Genomic DNA, 16,831 nt, shown 5'->3' on the forward strand with positions numbered 1-16,831 from the left:
CTTGTGAACCCGCAATCCATTTCAGCGACAAGTGATGCGTTTGCAGCGAAGGCACTGGCCACGGCTCAATCAGCCATCACCCTAAGCCAGCCAAACCCAAGGGTCGGCTGCATTCTGGTTTCTGCTCAGGGCATCGTATTTGGCCAAGGCCACACCCAAGCCGCAGGCGGCCCGCATGCCGAAATCATGGCCCTGTGCGACGCAGCCACCCAAGGCCATTCAGTTGAAGGCGCAACCGCCTACGTCACCCTTGAACCCTGCTCCCACCACGGTCGAACTGGCCCATGCTGCGATGCACTGATTGCCGCAGGTATTAAAAAAGTCGTAGCCTCCATTGCCGATCCCAATCCTCTCGTATCAGACCAAGGATTCGCTCGACTCAGAGCTGCCGGCATTGAAGTTGAAGTCGGCCCCGGCGCTGCAGAATCTCGCGAACTCAACATCGGTTTCTTTAGCCGCATGATCCGCAAGACGCCGTGGGTACGAATGAAGATGGCGGCCTCGCTGGACGGCACGACGGCGCTATCCAACGGGCAAAGCCAGTGGATCACCGCGTCCGAAGCGCGGGCAGACGGCCACGCCTGGCGCGCGCGCGCTTGCGCTGTCATGACGGGTATTGGCACTGTGCTGCAAGACAACCCGCGCCTCGATGTGCGCGAAGTAGCCACGCCACGCCAGCCGCATATCGTGGTGGTGGACAGCCGGCTGCAAACGCCGCTGGATGCTCATCTTTTCATAGCTGATCGCACTTGCATTATTTACGCTGCAGTTCCAAATGATGCGAAAAAGGCAGCGCTTGAAGCACGTGGTGCCACGGTCGTCATGCTGCCCGACGCCAACGGGAAAGTCGATCTGGCGGCCATGATGAAAGACTTGGGAACCCGCGAAATCAACGAGTTGCATGTCGAGGCCGGCAGCAAGCTCAATGGCTCACTGATTCGTGCCGGACTGGTCGATGAATTCTTGCTTTACCTGGCGCCCAAACTGCTTGGGCCAGGCCAGGGCATGGCAGCATTCGGTCCTTTACACGCCTTGGCTGACGCAGTTGAGCTGCAGTTTCACTCCACCGAACAAATAGGCGCTGACTTGCGCATCGTGGCGCGCGTTACCGGGCGCGACCAGTTTTAAGCCTCTTTTGGGCCGAGGCGTTCAAAGGGTATGTGCAAGACTTTTCAACGCCTTTAGAGTCGACCCGGGCGTTCCACCTCTTTTCCCTGCGAAAATAACCTCATGTTTACCGGAATCATCACTGGCATGGGGCGCATCGTCGCCATCCATCGCCTGGGCAGCTCTTCAGACCATGGCTTGCGTCTCACCATCGAAACACCTCCGGGCTATCTCGATGATGTGGGCTTGGGCGACAGCATTGCGCTCAACGGCGCCTGCATGACGGCCACGACACTGGACCCCACCCACAACCAGTTCACCATCGACATTTCCGCCGAATCGCTGGACAAGACCTGCGGCTTGACTGAAATCGGCATCATCAACCTCGAAAAAGCACTGCGCGCCCATGACCGGCTTGGCGGTCATATCGTGTCCGGCCATGTCGATGGCATTGGCCGTGTCACGCACTTTGCCCAGGTGGGCGAAAGCTGGGAGCTTCGCATCCGCGCGCCGCAGTCGCTTGGCAAGTATCTGGCTTACAAAGGTTCCATCACCGTCAACGGCGTAAGCTTGACGGTGAACCGCGTGCAAGACTTGGCGGGCCAAGTGGACGAAGCACCGGGCTGCGAGATCAGCATCAACCTGATTCCCCACACCGTCGAAAATACCGCGCTGGGCCAGTTGGCCCAAGGTTCGCCGGTCAACCTTGAAATCGACCTGATCGCGCGTTATGTCGAGCGCATGCTGCAAGACTCCCTCCTCAAACAAGCAACCCTTTAAATGACCCCACTGATCTCCCCTGTTGAAGACATCGTTGCCGAGATGCGCGCCGGCCGCATGGTCATTCTGGTTGACGAAGAAGACCGCGAAAACGAAGGCGACCTGGTGCTCGCCGCCGACCATGTGACACCTGAAGCCATCAACTTCATGGCACGGTTTGGCCGTGGCCTGATTTGCCTGACGCTGACGCGAGATCGCTGCGAACTGCTGAAACTTCCCCCCATGGCAGCGCGCAACGGTGCGCAGTATTCAACGGCGTTCACGGTGTCGATCGAAGCCGCCGAAGGCGTGACCACCGGCATTTCGGCCGCCGACCGTTCACGCACGGTGCAGGCCGCCGTGGCCGCTGGCGCGACGTTCAGCGACCTGGTCCAGCCCGGCCATATCTTCCCCCTGCAGGCGGTCGATGGTGGCGTGCTCATGCGTGCTGGCCATACCGAGGCGGGTTGCGATCTGTCCGCCATGGCCGGCTGTTCACCGGCATCGGTGATTTGCGAGATCATGAACGACGACGGCACCATGGCCCGGCTGCCGGATCTGCAGGTGTTTGCCGCCACGCATGGCCTGAAGATTGGCACGATCGCCGACCTGATCGAACACCGCAGCCGCACCGAGTCGCTGCTGCAAAAGGCCGGCAGCCGCACGCTGCAAACTGCCTTTGGCGAGTTCACCGCGCATGCATTCAAGGACAAGACCAACCACGACCTGCACCTGGCGCTGGTCAAGGGCCAATGGGCCGCTGACGACACGGTGGCGGTGCGCGTGCACGAACCGCTGTCGATGCTCGATCTGTTAGAGACCGGCCGAATCATGCATTCATGGAGCCTGGACCAGAGCTTGAAGCACATTGAAGCCGAAGGACGGGGCGTGTTGGTGCTGCTGAACTGCGGCGAAAGCGCTGACCAGCTGATGGCCCAATTTGAAGGCACGGCCAGAGCCGCCCAGGCCCCCGAGCGCGGCCGCATGGACTTGCGTACCTATGGCGTGGGCGCGCAGATCCTGCGGGAATGCGGTGTACAGAAAATGCACCTGATGGGCAATCCGCGCCGCATGCCGAGCATGACCGGCTACGGCCTGGAGATCGTCGGCTACATCGGCAAACACCAGACCCAGCCTCAAACCGTTTAAGGAAAGCGCACCATGCTCAATGCAGACAAAGGTCTGGGCGAAAAGCTCGACGGTAAAAAACTCTCGATCGGTATCGTCCAGGCGCGCTTCAACGAAGGCATCACCAACATTCTGGCGGCAGCCTGTCTTCAGGAGCTCGAAGCGCTGGGCGTGCAAGATAAGAACATCACGCATGTCAAGGTGCCCGGCGCGCTGGAAGTGCCTTGTGCGCTGCAGGCGCTGGCAGAAACCGAAAACTTCGATGCGCTGATTGCCCTGGGCTGCATCATTCGCGGCGAAACCTACCATTTCGAACTGGTTGCCAACGAAAGCGGCGCGGCTGTGACTCGACTGGCGCTGGACTACCAGCTGCCAATTGCCAATGCCATCCTGACGGTCGAAAACCAGGCACAAGCCGAGGCGCGCCAGGAAGAAAAAGGCCGTGACGCGGCACGTGTCGCGGTCGAAATGGCAAACCTGCTTGAAGCGCTTGCCTGAACATCCTTCTTTACAAAAATATAACGGACTTTCATGGCTGAACCTCTTATCAAAACCAAGCGACCGCCGCAAACCCGCACCGGCCTGACCGATACCGGCGTGAAAAAAGCCGCCGACAAATCGGCACGCACCCGCGCGCGCGAGTTTGCGCTGCAGGGCCTGTACCAGCATCTGGTGGGCCAGAACCCGGCCGACTCGATTGACGCTTTCACCCGCGACCTGGTCGGATTCCACAAGGCCGATTCGGCGCATTTTGATGCCTTGCTGCACGGCTGCATTGAATCGGAGCCAACGCTCAACGCCGCCATCGTTCCCTTGCTGGACCGGAAAATGGCCGAAATTTCGCCGGTGGAGCATGCCATTTTGTGGATTGGCGCTTACGAATTCACGCATTGCCTGGACGTGCCTTACCGCGTCGTGATCAACGAATGCATTGAGCTGGCCAAGGCTTTTGGCGGCACTGACGGCCACAAGTACGTCAATGGCGTGCTGCACAAGATGGCGCCTTCGCTGCGCGCGGCAGAAGTCGCGGCCGACCAAGCGCGTCATGCCTGAAAACTTGTCTTTTGCCCCTCTTTGAAAGCCCCGCCTTGAAAATTTCCCAGCGGGCCGCCCGCATCGAGCCCTTCTACGTCATGGAGGTGGCCAAGGCCGCCAGTGCGCTGGCGCAGCAGGTGGCGCATACCGACTCGCCGATGATTTTCCTGAATATCGGCGAGCCTGACTTCACCGCCCCGCCGCTGGTGCAGCAAGCAGCCAGCCGCGCGATTGCACAGGGCACCACCCAATACACCCAGGCGATGGGCCTGCCCGCCTTGCGCGAGCGAATCAGCGGCTGGTATTTGTCGCGCTTTGGTGCCGACGTGGCGCCCAGCCGCATCGTCATCACGGCAGGCGCATCGGCCGCGCTGCAGCTTGCCTGTCTGGCCTTGATCGAGTCAGGCGATGAAATCCTGATGCCTGACCCGAGCTATCCGTGCAACCGGCATTTCGTCACTGCAGCCGACGGCACGTCGGTGCTGATTGCAACCACCGCCGACGAACGTTTTCAGCTGACCCGCAAAAAGGTCGAAGCCGCCTGGAACCACAAAACGCGCGGCGTGCTGCTGGCATCGCCCTCGAATCCGACGGGCACCTCGATTGCGCCTGAAGAATTCAAAAGTATTCATGAATTCGTTCACAGCCGCGGCGGAATCACGCTGATCGACGAGATTTACCTGGGGCTGAGCTACGAGGAACGCTTTGGCCATTCGGCACTGGCTTTGCCCGGCGAACTCGGCCAGAGCGTGATCAGCATCAACAGCTTCAGCAAATACTTCAACATGACCGGCTGGCGCCTGGGCTGGCTCGTGGTACCCGAAGCGCTGGCGCCCGTCATCGAGCGCATGGCGCAAAACCTGTTCATCTGCGCCAGCACGGTGGCCCAGCATGCAGCGCTGGCCTGTTTCGAGCCAGAAAGCCTGGCCGAATACGAAAGCCGCCGGGCTGAATTCAAGGCGCGGCGCGACTACTTCATACCTGAACTGAATCGCCTGGGCCTGCGCGTGCCCGCCATGCCCGACGGCGCGTTCTACGCCTATGCCGACTGCACCGAAGCAGCGGCCCGGCTCGGTGTCAGCGGCAGCTGGGACTTTGCCTTTGAACTGATGAAACGCGCGCACCTGGCCGTCACGCCGGGACGCGATTTCGGCCATGCGGCGCCCGAGCAGTTCGTGCGGTTTTCAACCGCCAGCTCCATGGCGCAGCTCAAGGAAGCCGTGGCACGGCTAGAGTCGGTCCTGGGCTAGTCCAACAGATGACCCAACCCAGCATCGGCGGGACCGCAGGTCAAATAGCGCCCTCCACAAACAGTAAGCCGCTCGTAGCGGCGCGCGTGAATGCCCCCGCTCCAAACCAGCTGGGGCCGCAGGACCGGCTTTGCCGGGCTGCAGGCGCAGCGGCCCCCTCGGGGGGCAGCGAACCACACGCAGTGGGGAGCGTGGGGGCTATTTTCCAGTGGCCAGTGCGCGTGTACTGGGAAGACACCGATGCCGGCGGTATCGTGTTTTATGCCAATTACCTGAAATTCTTTGAACGTTCGCGCACCGAGTGGCTCAGATCACTCGGTATTCAACAGCAAAATCTGAAGGACAGCAGCGGCTGCATGTTTGTGGTGACCGATACCACGCTGCGCTACCAGCGCCCTGCCCGCCTTGACGATGAGTTGGTGGTGACAGCCAGAATGATTGAAATGGGCCGTGCGTCCATGACGATCAAGCAGCAGGCACTACTAAAATCAGAGCATTCAAACGACCAGCCCGCCATCTTGCTGTGTGAAGGCACGATACGCATTGCCTGGGTGCATGGTGCCAGCCTGCAACCCCGGCGCATCCCTGTTTCCATTCTGGACCGCTTGAAAAACTGATGACACAAAAAGCTTCAACATGAACCAAGACCTCTCCATTGTCAGCCTCCTCCTCCATGCCAGCTGGGTCGTCCAAGCCGTCGTTGTCCTGCTGGTTGGCATTTCAATTGCCAGCTGGGCGGCGATTTTTCGCAAAATCGTGGCGCTCAAGCTCGCCCAGCAGCTTAACGACGAGTTTGACCGTGGCTTCTGGTCGGGCACCAGCCTGAACGACCTGTTTGCCGGTGCGGCGCAAAACGCCAAGACCTCGGGTTCGATGGAACGCATTTTTGCCAGTGGCATGCGCGAATACCAAAAGTTGCGCGAGCGCCACATCAGCGACGCGGGCACGCTGCTCGACGGCGCACGCCGCGCCATGCGCGCCAGCTACCAGCGCGAGATGGACACGATCGAGGCGAATTTATCCTTCCTGGCCACGGTCGGCTCGGTGTCGCCCTATGTCGGCCTGTTCGGCACGGTCTGGGGCATCATGCATGCCTTCACCGGACTGGCGGCGATGGAATCGGTGACGCTGGCCACCGTTGCACCCGGCATTGCCGAGGCGCTGGTGGCCACGGCCATTGCGCTGTTCGCAGCGATTCCTGCCGTGGTGGCGTACAACCGCTTCGCGCACGACATCGACCGAATCGCCAACCGGCTGGAAACCTTCATTGAAGAGTTTTCCAATATTCTGCAGCGCAACCTGGGCGCGCAATCGCCTTCAGGCCACTAAAGATATGGCCCCCACGCTTGTCGCTTCGCGTACTGCGCTGCCCCCGAGGGGGCCGCTGCGCCTGCGGCCCGGCAAAGCCGGCTCCACGGCCCCTGCTGGTGGGGAGAAGATTTCTCCACGCTTGTTGTAACGCGGCCCATGCTGCGGCCGTCATCGTCAGTCTAAGGAAATCACCATGCCAGCAGTCAGTTCACGCGGCCGGGGACGCCGCACCATCAGTGAAATCAACATGGTGCCTTTCATCGATGTGATGCTGGTGCTGCTGATCATCTTCATGGTGACGGCGCCGCTGATCACGCCGAGCATGATTGCCCTGCCCAAAGTCGGCCAGGCGTCCAAGCAGCCGCAAAATCCAGTGCGCATTGACATCCAGAAGGACGAAAGTGTGCAGATCCGCTTCAAGACCGACACGGTGTCGAGCACGGTGCGCGGCGTGGCTGCCGATATCGTCAGCCGGGAGCCCGGCGTGAAAGCACAAGGCGGCGAAGGCGTTCCGGTGGTGATCAGCGCCGACAAGTCGATCAAGTACGAAACCGTCGTGCAGGTCATGGACACCCTGCAAAAAGCCGGCGTGGCCCGTGTTGGCCTGTCCGTGCAAACCAGCAAATAATTCACCCCGCACAACTGCCAAGAACGCCGCAAACCCATGTCCAGCAACGCAGACCGCCTTGAATTTGCCCCGCCGCGCGAGAAGGCTTCGCCGCGCGCATTCGGGCTGGCGCTGCTGGTCCATGTCCTGCTGATTGCCGCGCTGACCTGGGGCGTGAACTGGAAACGCACCGACGACGCGGCCTCGTTTGAAGCAGAACTGTGGTCTGGCGTGCCGCAACCCGCCGCGCCCCGGCAGGTTGAAGCCCCGCCGCCACCGCCTCCTGAGCCGGTGCCAGCACCGCCAACCGAGCCGGCACCGCCACCTGAGCTTCCCCCGCCCCCGCCACCGACTCCCCCAGCCCCCAAGGCGCCCGAAGTCAAGGAAACGCCGCCGCTGCCGGACGTGGACATTGCGCTGGAAAAAGAAAAGAAACGCAAGCTGCTGCAGAAACAAAAAGAGGCTGAAGTGCTGAAGGCGCAAAAGCTGGAGGAAAAGCGTGAAGCCGATTTGCAGGCCCGGCAAGCGAAAGAGCTTGAGAGAAAGAAGGAAAAAGAACAACAAGCCAAGGAAGAACTGGCGGAGCGCAAGGCCCGGGAAGTGGCTGAAAAGGCCGAGGCGAAAAAGCAGGAAGCCCGGCAACTGGCTATCGAGAAGGAAAAAGAAAAAGAGAAGGAAAAACGAACCGCTGCCGCCAATGCCGCCGCTGAGAAACAAAAGCAGGCCGCCGCTGAAAAACAAAAAGCTGCTGCTGCCGCCACAGCCGCAGCCAATGCCGAAAAGCAAAAAGAGGCAGCCGCTGCCGCTGAGGCTGCCAAACAAAAGGCCGCAGCCGCCGCAGGCGCAGAAAAGGCACGCCAGGCGGCCATTCAGAAACGCATCATGGACATGGCTGGTGCGGGAAATTCCGACGGGCCGTCAGGCGCGGGCGCGTCTAAATCCAGCGGTCCTTCGGCAGGCTATGCCGGCAAGGTCAGGGCGCGGGTTCTGCCGAACGTGGTGTTCAACGACGACATCGCGGGCAACCCCGTGGCTGAAGTCACGGTCGCCACGACCGCAGACGGCACCATCATGAGCCAGCGATTGACGAAATCCAGCGGCAACAAGGCCTGGGACGACGCCGTACTCAAGGCCATCATTCGCACGGGCTCATTGCCGCGCGATGTCGATGGCCGGGTGCCGACCCCCATGATCATCGAATTCCGGCCCAACTAGGCTGGCCCGGTGATTGCTATAAAATAAGTAGCTGCTTGCGCCCGTACAGTATGCGCAAAAGCACTATTTCATTCATAAATGATACGTGCGAGGCCGTTGTCGGCCTGCGCCGTCCAGCTGGCCAGTGCCGCGTCGGTCGGGAAAAACCGGGCAGCGTCGCCCAGCTGCAGCTCGGCCGTCGCACCCTGGCGGCGCAGGCTCAGCCGCACGGCCAGGCCACGCACCGGCTCTGACACATCGGCCAGGCCGCTCTGGCGCGGCGGAAAGTCCCGGACCAGCCTTGAAATGTCCGGCACCGTGCCATTGACCGCGACGCGCAGGAACTTGCCAAAACGGCAACGCGCCGACTCCAGGTCCCAGACCTGCGTCAGCTTGAAGCGCCGGCCAAAGCGCTCGGACGCGCCCTGCAGCGTTCCCTGCACCACCACCAGCTCGTCCTCTTTCAGCAAATTTCGGTTGGCGTTGTAGGTCGCCTCGTCCACCGAGGCTTCCAGCACGTCGGTCTTGTCATCCAGCTTGAAGATGATCAGCTTGCCACGGTTGCCATTGATGATGCGCATGTCGGTGACGATGCCCGCCAGCAATTGCGAGTCCCGCGAGTCGATCAGGTCGTCGATCTTTCGCTTGGCGAACTGCCGCACTTCCTGCTCCACCTCGTCAAACAGGTGGCCCGACAGGTAAAAGCCGATGGCGGTTTTCTCGAGCACCAAACGCGCCTTGACGCCGAACATGGGCGCCGCGACCAGCTCCGGCTCCTGCGTGCTGGCCGCGTGCGAGTCGGACATGTCGAACAGGCCGCTCTGGTTGGCATTGGCCTGCGTGGCGGCAGAAAAATCAAAGGCGCGTTCGACCGATGCCATCAACTCGGCGCGGTTCAGGTGCAGCTTGTCGAAAGCGCCCCCCTTGATCAGCGCTTCGACCGTGCGCTTGTTCAGCTTGCTGCGGTCCACGCGCACACAGAAATCGTACAGCGAGGTGAACGGGCCGCCTTCCTTGCGGGCGGCGACGATGGCGGCAATGGCCTGCTGGCCGGTGCCCTTGATGGCCCCCAGCCCGTAGCGCACCGACCGGGCGGTGATCGGCTCGAAACGGTAGTCGCCCTCGTTGATGTCAGGCACCTCGAAGGTCAGCCCCATCTTGTGCGCGTCGCCAAAAAGGATTTTCAACTTGTCGGTGTCGTCCATTTCAACGGTCATGTTGGCCGCGAAGAATTCGGCCGGGAAATGCACCTTGAGCCAGGCCGTGTGGTAGGCCAGCAGCGCATAGGCGGCGGAGTGCGACTTGTTGAAGCCGTAGCCCGCGAACTTTTCCATCAGGTCGAACACCTCGTCGGCCTTTTCCTCGGTCAAGCCATTGATGCCGGCGCCCTTGCGGAAGATTTCCCGGTGCTGGGCCATCTCCTTTTCGTCCTTCTTGCCCATCGCGCGGCGCAGCATGTCGGCGCCGCCCAGCGAATAGCCGCCCAGGATCTGCGCGGTCTGCATCACCTGCTCCTGGTACACCATGATGCCGTAGGTTTCCTCCAGCATCGGCTTGACGCGCGGGTCCGGGTATTCGGGCACTTCCTTGCCCTGCTTGCGGGCAATGTAGGTTGGAATCAGGTCCATCGGGCCGGGACGGTAGAGCGCGTTCATCGCGATCAGGTCTTCGAGCCGGTCCGGCCGCGCGTCCTTCAGCATGCGCTGCATGCCGATACTTTCAAACTGGAACACGGCTTCGGTCTTGCCATCGGCGAACAGCCGGTAAACCCGCGCATCGTCGAGCGGCAGGTCTTCAAACTTGAAGTCCTTTTGCGCCGGGTAGCGGGCGATGATGAACTCGCGCGCAATTTCCAGAATGGTCAGCGTGGCCAGTCCCAAAAAGTCGAACTTCACCAGGCCAATCGCCTCGACGTCGTTCTTGTCGTACTGGCTGACCGCCGACGTGCTGCCGGGCTGCAGATACAGCGGGCAGAAGTCGGTCAGCTTGCCCGGCGCAATCAGCACACCGCCGGCATGCATGCCGACGTTGCGCGTCAGGCCTTCAAGCTTGCGCGCCAGCTCCAGCAGGGTGCGGACGTCTTCTTCCTTGGCTTCGCGCTCGGCCAGAATGGGCTCGGCTTCCAGCGCATAGACCATCTTGTCGTTTTTCTTGCGGTCGGCCGGCACCAGCTGCAGCGTGACGGCCTGGCCGGGCTTGTTCGGAATGAGCTTGGAAATGCCGTCGCAAAAGCCGTAGGGAAAGTCCAGCACCCGGCCCACGTCGCGAATGGCCGCGCGCGCTGCCATGGTGCCAAAGGTGACGATCTGGCTGACGGCCGTATGACCGTACTTGTCCTTCACGTAGTCAATGACGCGGTCGCGGTTGCTCTGGCAAAAATCGATGTCAAAGTCGGGCATCGAGACGCGCTCGGGGTTCAAAAAGCGCTCGAACAGCAGGTTGTAGCGCAGCGGGTCGAGGTCGGTGATCTTCAACGCATAGGCCACCAGAGATCCGGCACCGGAGCCGCGTCCCGGCCCCACCGGGCAGCCGTTGGCCTTGGCCCACTGGATAAAGTCGCCGACGATCAGGAAGTAGCCGGGAAAACCCATCTTCAGGATGGTGTTGATCTCGAACTCCAGCCGGGCGACGTATTCAGGCCGCTTCGCGTCGCGCAGGGCCGGGCTCGGGTAGAGGTGCAGCAGCCGCTCTTCCAGCCCTTCGAAGGACGTGTGGCGAAAATAGTCTTCAGGCAGCATGCGAACGCCATTGACCTCGGGCGTCGGGAATTCGGGCAGCATGGGCTTGCCCAGCTCCAGCGTCAGGTTGCAGCGCTTGGCGATTTCGACCGTGTTGGCCAGCGCCGACGGCACATCGGCAAACAGCGCCTGCATTTGTGCCGATGACTTGAAATACTGCTCGCGGGTGAACTTGCGCACCCGGCGCGCGTTGCCCAGGATTTCGCCTTCCGAAATACACACCCGCGCTTCATGCGCCTCGTAGTCGTCGTATGTCAAAAACTGGACCGGATGCGTGGCCACCACCGGCAGCTTGAGTTGTGCCGCCAACTGCACGGCAGCCCGGACATGCCGTTCGTCATCGACATGTCCGGAGCGCTGCAACTCCAGGTAAAAGCGCTGCGGAAACATGTTGGAGAAGTGCTGCGCGCATTCCGCCGCCCGCGCGTTGTCGCCCTGGACCAAGGCCTGACCCACGGCGCCGCGCTGCGCGCCTGACACGGCCAGCAACCCTTCGTTGAGTTCCTGTAGCCACTGCAGCTTGACGACCGCCTGGTCGCGCACCACGTTTTTGGTCCATGCGCGCGTGATCAGCTCGCACAGGTTGAGGTAACCCTGGTTGTCCTGCACCAGCAGCAGCAAGCGCGACGCTGGCGCACTGGCTTCCTTGCCGGGCGATTCGAGCCAGATGTCGGCGCCGATCAAGGGCTTGACCCCGACCTTGCGGCCTTCCTTGTAAAACTTGACCGTGCCAAACAGGTTGCTCAGGTCGGTGATAGCCAGCGCGGGTTGCTGGTCGGCGGCGGCGGCTTCAACAATTTCATCGATGCGGTTGGTACCGTCAACGACTGAAAATTCGGTGTGGATTCTTAAATGGACAAACATGCGGCTCATTTTAGGTCTCTGGAAGCTGCGCGGATGCCGCCAACCCGCCAGCGCGACGGGTCATGCGCCAGAGCGCCTGCCTACAATTCGCATCATGAAAATCTTGAATATTGCTGCGTACCGTTTTGTGGCGCTGGAGCGGTTACCCGAACTGAAGGACGCGATCGCGCAGGCGCTGACAGCCCGCCGCATCCTGGGAACCGTGCTCCTGGCCGAAGAAGGCATCAATCTTTTCCTGGCCGCCGACAGCGCCGCGATTCATGATTTTTTGGCATGGCTGCAGCAGGATGCGCGTTTTGAGGACCTTGACATCAAGCAAAGCTGGTCGGCGGTCCAGCCTTTCGGCAAGCTGCTGGTCAAGGTCAAGCCGGAAATCATCCGCATGAACCATCCGGCCATCCAGCCGTCGTCAGGTCGCGCGCCAGCGGTGGACGCGGCCACGCTCAAGCGATGGCTGGACCAGGGCAGTGACGATGACGGACGGCCAGTGGCCATGCTGGACACACGCAACACCTATGAAGTCGATGCGGGCACCTTCCGCCAGGCCATTGACTGGCGCCTGGCCAAGTTCACCGAATTCCCGCAAGCGGTGCAGGACCACAGCGCCGAGCTGGCCGGCAAGACCGTCGTGAGCTTTTGCACCGGCGGCATTCGCTGCGAGAAGGCGGCGATTTACCTGCGTGAAGCCGGCGTTGAACAGGTCTATCAGCTTGAGGGCGGCATCCTTAAATACTTTGAAGAATGCGGGCCGGCGCATTTCGACGGCGAATGCTTTGTGTTCGACGACAGGCGGGGGGTGGATTCAGCACTCAAACCCCGCGTCGATATTGGGGCATCGTCTGACAGCGACGCCGCTCATGCCGTGTGAAGCTTGGCAGCATGAACCAGACGAAACCCACCATGCCCTCCTTTCAAAACGCCCGGCCCAACGCCGCAGCCACCTCAGCGATGGCGCTGCGCTTTGAGCACGTTCGCGGCCAGACTGTGAATTTAATCAAGCCGTTGAGCGCCGAGGACTGTCAGCTGCAGTCCATGCCCGACGCCAGCCCGGCCAAATGGCATCTGGCCCACCTGACCTGGTTTTTTGAAACCTTCGTGCTGGAACGCTTCGAGCCCAATTTCAAGCCCTTCGACGCCAGCTTTCGCGTCCTGTTCAACAGCTACTACAACGGCGTGGGCGACAAATACCCGCGCCCGCATCGGGGCTTGATCAGCCGTCCGTCGCTGGACGAAGTGCTGGCCTACCGGGCGCAGGTCGATGCGCGCGTGCAAGGTGTGATTTCTGCCGCTGATGCCGACCATGCTGAACTGGCGCAGCTCATCCGCCTGGGCCTGCAGCACGAGCAGCAGCACCAGGAACTGCTGCTGACCGACATCCAGCATGCACTGTCATTCAATCCGCTGCGTCCGGCCTATGCCAGGCGCTGGCCGCTGACGAGCACGGCGCCCCAAGCGCTGCGCTGGCATGGCTATGAAGGCGGTCTGGTCAAGCATGGATTTGACGCTGCGCTGGATGGCGAATTTACATTTGACAACGAAACCCCGCGCCATCCGGTCTATGTGGCGCCGTTCGAGCTGGCCAGCCGGCTGGTCACCAACGGGGAATTGATCGAATTCATGGCGGACGGCGGCTACCGGCGGCCGGAACTGTGGCTGTCGATGGGATGGGACTGGGTGCAGGCCGGGCAGCATCAGCGCCCGCTGTACTGGCAGGAAGACGATGCCGGCCGCTACCGGCATTTCACGCTGCAGGGGCTGCAGGACGTTGACCCCAACACGCCCGCCTGCCACCTCAGTTATTTTGAAGCCGATGCGCTGGCGCGCTGGGCCGGGGCGCGGCTGCCGACCGAGTTTGAATGGGAACTGGCCGCACGCCGGCTGCCCGCTTCAAGCGCAAAGACGGGCAATTTTGTGGGAACCGGGGCTTTCCATCCGCTGCCGCAGCAGCACGCCAGCCTGGCGTCACCTTCGCAGATGTTTGGCGATGTGTGGGAATGGACGCAGTCCAACTACAACCCCTACCCGGGCTACCAGCCGTGGGAGGGGCTGGTAGGTGAATACAACGGCAAGTTCATGTGCAACCAGTTCGTGCTGCGCGGTGGTTCCTGCGCCACGCCGCAAAGCCACGTGCGTGCCAGCTACCGCAATTTTTTTCCGCCGGACGCGCAATGGCAGTTCAGCGGCGTGCGGCTGGCGCGCAACGTTCAATAGGGACCTGGCGCGGGTATTCCCGGCGAGCCGGGCCTGTCGGGCATGACGGGGTTATCGGGCGTTTGCGGTATCTCGGGCATGTCCGGTGTTGGCTGCATTTCCGGGTTGTCGGGCCTGACCGGCATTTCAGGCTCTGTGGGCGAAGGGGTGATTTCAGGGCTTGCAGGCGTCACTGGCGGCATTTCGGGCTGCGCCGGCGTGGGGGATATTTCAGGAATGGTTGACATGGCGTTGGTTGAAAAGGTTGGGGTTGGGGCTGTCCTGCCCTATGGCCTGCGCTCGGGCAGGGGAATGAATTCGGCATCGCCGGCGACCTGGCCCATGCGCTGGGCCAGCCAGTCGTCACCGGCTTGCGCGATGCGCTCTTTGCGGCTGGAGACAAAATTCCACCAGATGAAGCGCTGCCCGTCCAGCGCGTCGCCGCCCACCACCATGAAGCGGGCGGGCGCCTTGGCGCTGATGCGCGTTGCCGTACCTGACGCCAAAATGGCCAGGGTGCGTGCCGCCAGTGCTTCGCCGTCCAACGCCAGATCGCCCTGCACACCGTACAGCGCCAGTTCGTCGGCCAGCGGCGGCAGATCGACATGGCCGCCGGCGCCGAGACGAATATCCAGGTAAACCGTTTTCGAAAAGGTCTTGACTGGCGAGGTCTGGCCAAACGCCTCGCCGATCAGCACGCGCACCTCGGCTGCGCCCAGAACCACGACAGGAATGTCAGCGGCTGGCGTGTGCACAAAATCCGGCGTTGCCTCTTCATGCGCCTGGGGCAGCGCCGCCCACAACTGCAGGCCATGCTGAAGGTAGGCTTGGTTCCGCAGGTCGTCGGGCGCCCTTTCGGAATGCACGATGCCACGCCCCGCTGTCATCCAGTTGATGGCGCCGGGCTCGATGCGCTGGACCGAGCCCAGACTGTCGCGGTGCAGTATGGCGCCGTCAAACAGATAGGTCACGGTCGCCAGGCCGATGTGCGGATGCGGCCGCACGTCATGGTTGTCGCCGGCCTGAACCTCCAGCGGCCCGAAATGGTCGAAAAATACAAACGGCCCCACCGATTGGCGGTTGGCCGCCGGCAACAGGCGGCTGACCAGGAAGCCGCCGCCCAGGTCCTTGTCCTGTCCGGTCAGTGTGACGTCGATGCTCATGGCAGGCGCTCCATGCGGGTGGTGATTTCCGTGGTGACCGTGGTCATCAGCTTGTGAACCGGGCATTTCCGAGCCACGGCTTCGAGTTCCTTCAGCTGCGCATCACTCAGGGCACCATGCACTTTCAGGGTGGTGGTCAAGCGGTAAATGCCCTTGCGCTCGTCGGCAGCGTCGCGCTCGACCCGGGTCTGGATGTCATCGACGGGAATGCCTTTCTTGCGGGCGTACCACATCACCGTCAAGGCCTTGCAGGCGCCGAGCGCGGCATCGTAGAGGTCATGCGGGCTGGGGCCGGTGTCGCCGCCGCCTTCGGCCTGGCTGACGTCGGCCACCAGTTCGTGAGAACGGACATGCACCGTTTGCGCGAGCGTGGCGGTGCGGTCCAGCAGGAGTTCAATCGTCATGCGTTTTCCTTTTGAAACATGGAAAAGGACCGCCGTGCCGCAGAGCAGCAATACCTCAGCGGCTGAAACGGCCCGCCACCTGCGCCACGCGCTCGCCGAAACTGCGCGCCGTCTCCAGGTCGCCCGGCGCCATTTCACCGGCGCCAGCATCCGAGGGCGAATGCGCGATCGCGCCGCTGTAGGAACCCAGAAAATTCGGGTCGTTGCGCTGCGCGGCCTTGCTGTTACTCGGCATCATGCCCTGGCTGACCCAGATGCCGCCGTGCTGCATGGCCAGGGTGAACAGGTAGATCAGCGTGGAAGACTTGTCGCCGTTCAGCGCCGCACTGTTGGTGAAACCGGCAAACAGTTTGTCCTTCCAGGATTCGGTGTACCAGGGCTTCGACGACGCGTCGGCAAACTTCTTGAACTGCCAGCTGACGCTGCCCATGTAGGTCGGCGAGCCCATGATGATGGCGTCGGCAGCGGCCAGCGCTTCCCAGCCGCCTGCAGGCAGATTGCCTTCGGCATCAATGGCAATCAAATCGGCGCCGGCGCCTGACGCAACGGCTTGCGCCATGCGCTGGGTATGGCCATAGCCGGAGTGGTAGACGACGACCACGACGGGCTCGCTGGAAATGACAGCGCTAGCCATCAAGCACCCCGCCGGTTGCCGTCAACACTCCAGGCGCCAGCGCCCCAGGCGGCCACCGTCAGCAAGCCGCCCACCACCGCGATGTTCTTGAAGAAAGACTGCTGCTGGGACGTGACCAGCTCGGCCGGCACCGCCCAGAAATTGTGAAAGATAAACGTGATGACCACCGTAAAAAAGGCAATGCCAAGCGCTGCCCAGCGTGTCTGCCAGCCGATCAGCAGCAGCAGGCCCAGCCCCAGTTCGACACCAACGGCAGCGGCGGCGGCAAGTTCTGGAAACGGCACGCCCTTGGAGGCGATGTAGCTGGCCGTGCCGGCAAAGCCGCCAATCTTGCTGAAACCGGCTGGAATGAACAACAACGCCAGCAGCACGCGGCCAATGAGCGACAGGGGATTTTGAAGTGCAACGAACATGAGAAATCCTTAAAAAATTAACGCGATGATGAAT

The 16,831-nt window shown here is 61.8% G+C and carries 18 protein-coding genes; 12 read left to right on the plus strand and 6 right to left on the minus strand.

All coding sequences use genetic code 11. From position 1 onward, the window contains the following. Positions 1 to 3 precede the first annotated feature (3 nt). The 10 genes from ribD (at position 4) to tolA (ending at position 8,412) form a co-directional block, all read left to right on the plus strand. On the plus strand, positions 4 to 1,128 hold the full coding sequence (ribD, locus tag H4V98_RS14970) for a bifunctional diaminohydroxyphosphoribosylaminopyrimidine deaminase/5-amino-6-(5-phosphoribosylamino)uracil reductase RibD (RefSeq protein WP_280757665.1): 1,125 nt from the start codon (positions 4 to 6) through the stop codon (positions 1,126 to 1,128). A 102-nt stretch (positions 1,129 to 1,230) separates the two neighbouring features. Then, positions 1,231 to 1,887, plus strand: a complete 657-nt coding sequence (locus tag H4V98_RS14975; protein ID WP_196862271.1) for a riboflavin synthase — start codon at positions 1,231 to 1,233, stop codon at positions 1,885 to 1,887. Then, entirely contained in the window at positions 1,888 to 3,015 is a 1,128-nt protein-coding gene (ribBA, locus tag H4V98_RS14980) for a bifunctional 3,4-dihydroxy-2-butanone-4-phosphate synthase/GTP cyclohydrolase II (protein ID WP_196862272.1), read from the plus strand. It abuts the gene before it with no gap. Positions 3,016 to 3,027: 12 nt separating this feature from the next. Beyond that, positions 3,028 to 3,492: a 6,7-dimethyl-8-ribityllumazine synthase gene (ribH, locus tag H4V98_RS14985; protein ID WP_196862273.1), complete on the plus strand. Its 465-nt coding sequence runs from the start codon at positions 3,028 to 3,030 to the stop codon at positions 3,490 to 3,492. Between the two features lie 33 nt (positions 3,493 to 3,525). Then, the gene (gene nusB, locus H4V98_RS14990; protein ID WP_196862274.1) at positions 3,526 to 4,047 is read left to right on the plus strand and encodes a transcription antitermination factor NusB; all 522 of its coding nucleotides are present in this window, start codon (positions 3,526 to 3,528) and stop codon (positions 4,045 to 4,047) included. A gap of 35 nt (positions 4,048 to 4,082) precedes the next feature. Further along, on the plus strand, positions 4,083 to 5,279 hold the full coding sequence (locus H4V98_RS14995; protein ID WP_196862275.1) for a pyridoxal phosphate-dependent aminotransferase: 1,197 nt from the start codon (positions 4,083 to 4,085) through the stop codon (positions 5,277 to 5,279). 200 nt (positions 5,280 to 5,479) lie between these two features. Further along, positions 5,480 to 5,896, plus strand: a complete 417-nt coding sequence (gene ybgC, locus H4V98_RS15000) for a tol-pal system-associated acyl-CoA thioesterase (protein ID WP_196862451.1) — start codon at positions 5,480 to 5,482, stop codon at positions 5,894 to 5,896. Between the two features lie 19 nt (positions 5,897 to 5,915). Beyond that, positions 5,916 to 6,608, plus strand: a complete 693-nt coding sequence (gene tolQ / locus H4V98_RS15005; RefSeq protein WP_196862276.1) for a protein TolQ — start codon at positions 5,916 to 5,918, stop codon at positions 6,606 to 6,608. Between the two features lie 175 nt (positions 6,609 to 6,783). After that, the gene (locus tag H4V98_RS15010; protein ID WP_196862277.1) at positions 6,784 to 7,218 is read left to right on the plus strand and encodes a biopolymer transporter ExbD; all 435 of its coding nucleotides are present in this window, start codon (positions 6,784 to 6,786) and stop codon (positions 7,216 to 7,218) included. Between the two features lie 36 nt (positions 7,219 to 7,254). Continuing rightward, the gene (gene tolA / locus H4V98_RS15015) at positions 7,255 to 8,412 is read left to right on the plus strand and encodes a cell envelope integrity protein TolA (protein WP_196862278.1); all 1,158 of its coding nucleotides are present in this window, start codon (positions 7,255 to 7,257) and stop codon (positions 8,410 to 8,412) included. Between the two features lie 68 nt (positions 8,413 to 8,480). Here tolA and dnaE read toward each other — a convergent pair whose 3' ends face one another. Further along, complete coding sequence (gene dnaE / locus H4V98_RS15020; protein ID WP_196862279.1) at positions 8,481 to 11,993, minus strand: DNA polymerase III subunit alpha; 3,513 nt, start codon at positions 11,991 to 11,993, stop codon at positions 8,481 to 8,483. A gap of 91 nt (positions 11,994 to 12,084) precedes the next feature. Here dnaE and H4V98_RS15025 point away from each other — a divergent pair, with 91 nt between their 5' ends. Both H4V98_RS15025 and egtB read left to right on the plus strand, forming a co-directional pair. Beyond that, complete coding sequence (locus H4V98_RS15025) at positions 12,085 to 12,861, plus strand: sulfurtransferase (protein WP_196862452.1); 777 nt, start codon at positions 12,085 to 12,087, stop codon at positions 12,859 to 12,861. Between the two features lie 32 nt (positions 12,862 to 12,893). Then, positions 12,894 to 14,204, plus strand: coding sequence for an ergothioneine biosynthesis protein EgtB (egtB, locus tag H4V98_RS15030; RefSeq protein ID WP_196862280.1), 1,311 nt, complete (start codon positions 12,894 to 12,896; stop codon positions 14,202 to 14,204). On the opposite strand, the gene H4V98_RS15035 is transcribed toward egtB, so the two are convergent. Genes H4V98_RS15035 through H4V98_RS15055 form a run of 5 tightly spaced genes read right to left on the minus strand, consistent with a single transcriptional unit; the run spans position 14,198 to position 16,797 of the window. Beyond that, on the minus strand, positions 14,198 to 14,431 hold the full coding sequence (locus tag H4V98_RS15035) for a hypothetical protein (RefSeq protein ID WP_196862281.1): 234 nt from the start codon (positions 14,429 to 14,431) through the stop codon (positions 14,198 to 14,200). The two genes, egtB and H4V98_RS15035, sit on opposite strands and share 7 nt — an antisense overlap. A 39-nt stretch (positions 14,432 to 14,470) precedes the next feature. Continuing rightward, the gene (locus H4V98_RS15040) at positions 14,471 to 15,346 is read right to left on the minus strand and encodes a pirin family protein (RefSeq protein WP_196862282.1); all 876 of its coding nucleotides are present in this window, start codon (positions 15,344 to 15,346) and stop codon (positions 14,471 to 14,473) included. Beyond that, the gene (locus H4V98_RS15045; protein ID WP_196862283.1) at positions 15,343 to 15,750 is read right to left on the minus strand and encodes an OsmC family protein; all 408 of its coding nucleotides are present in this window, start codon (positions 15,748 to 15,750) and stop codon (positions 15,343 to 15,345) included. Before H4V98_RS15045 ends, H4V98_RS15040 begins: the two co-directional genes overlap by 4 nt. 55 nt (positions 15,751 to 15,805) lie before the next feature. Continuing rightward, complete coding sequence (locus H4V98_RS15050) at positions 15,806 to 16,384, minus strand: flavodoxin family protein (protein ID WP_196862284.1); 579 nt, start codon at positions 16,382 to 16,384, stop codon at positions 15,806 to 15,808. After that, a complete protein-coding gene (locus tag H4V98_RS15055; protein WP_196862285.1) occupies positions 16,384 to 16,797 on the minus strand; it encodes a DoxX family protein in 414 nt (137 codons plus the stop codon). The genes H4V98_RS15050 and H4V98_RS15055 overlap by 1 nt, the downstream gene beginning before the upstream one ends. Positions 16,798 to 16,831: the final 34 nt, after the last annotated feature.

It is taken from the genome of Polaromonas sp. CG_23.6 (assembly GCF_029892315.1).
In the GTDB taxonomy this organism is placed as follows: Bacteria; Pseudomonadota; Gammaproteobacteria; order Burkholderiales; family Burkholderiaceae_C; genus Polaromonas.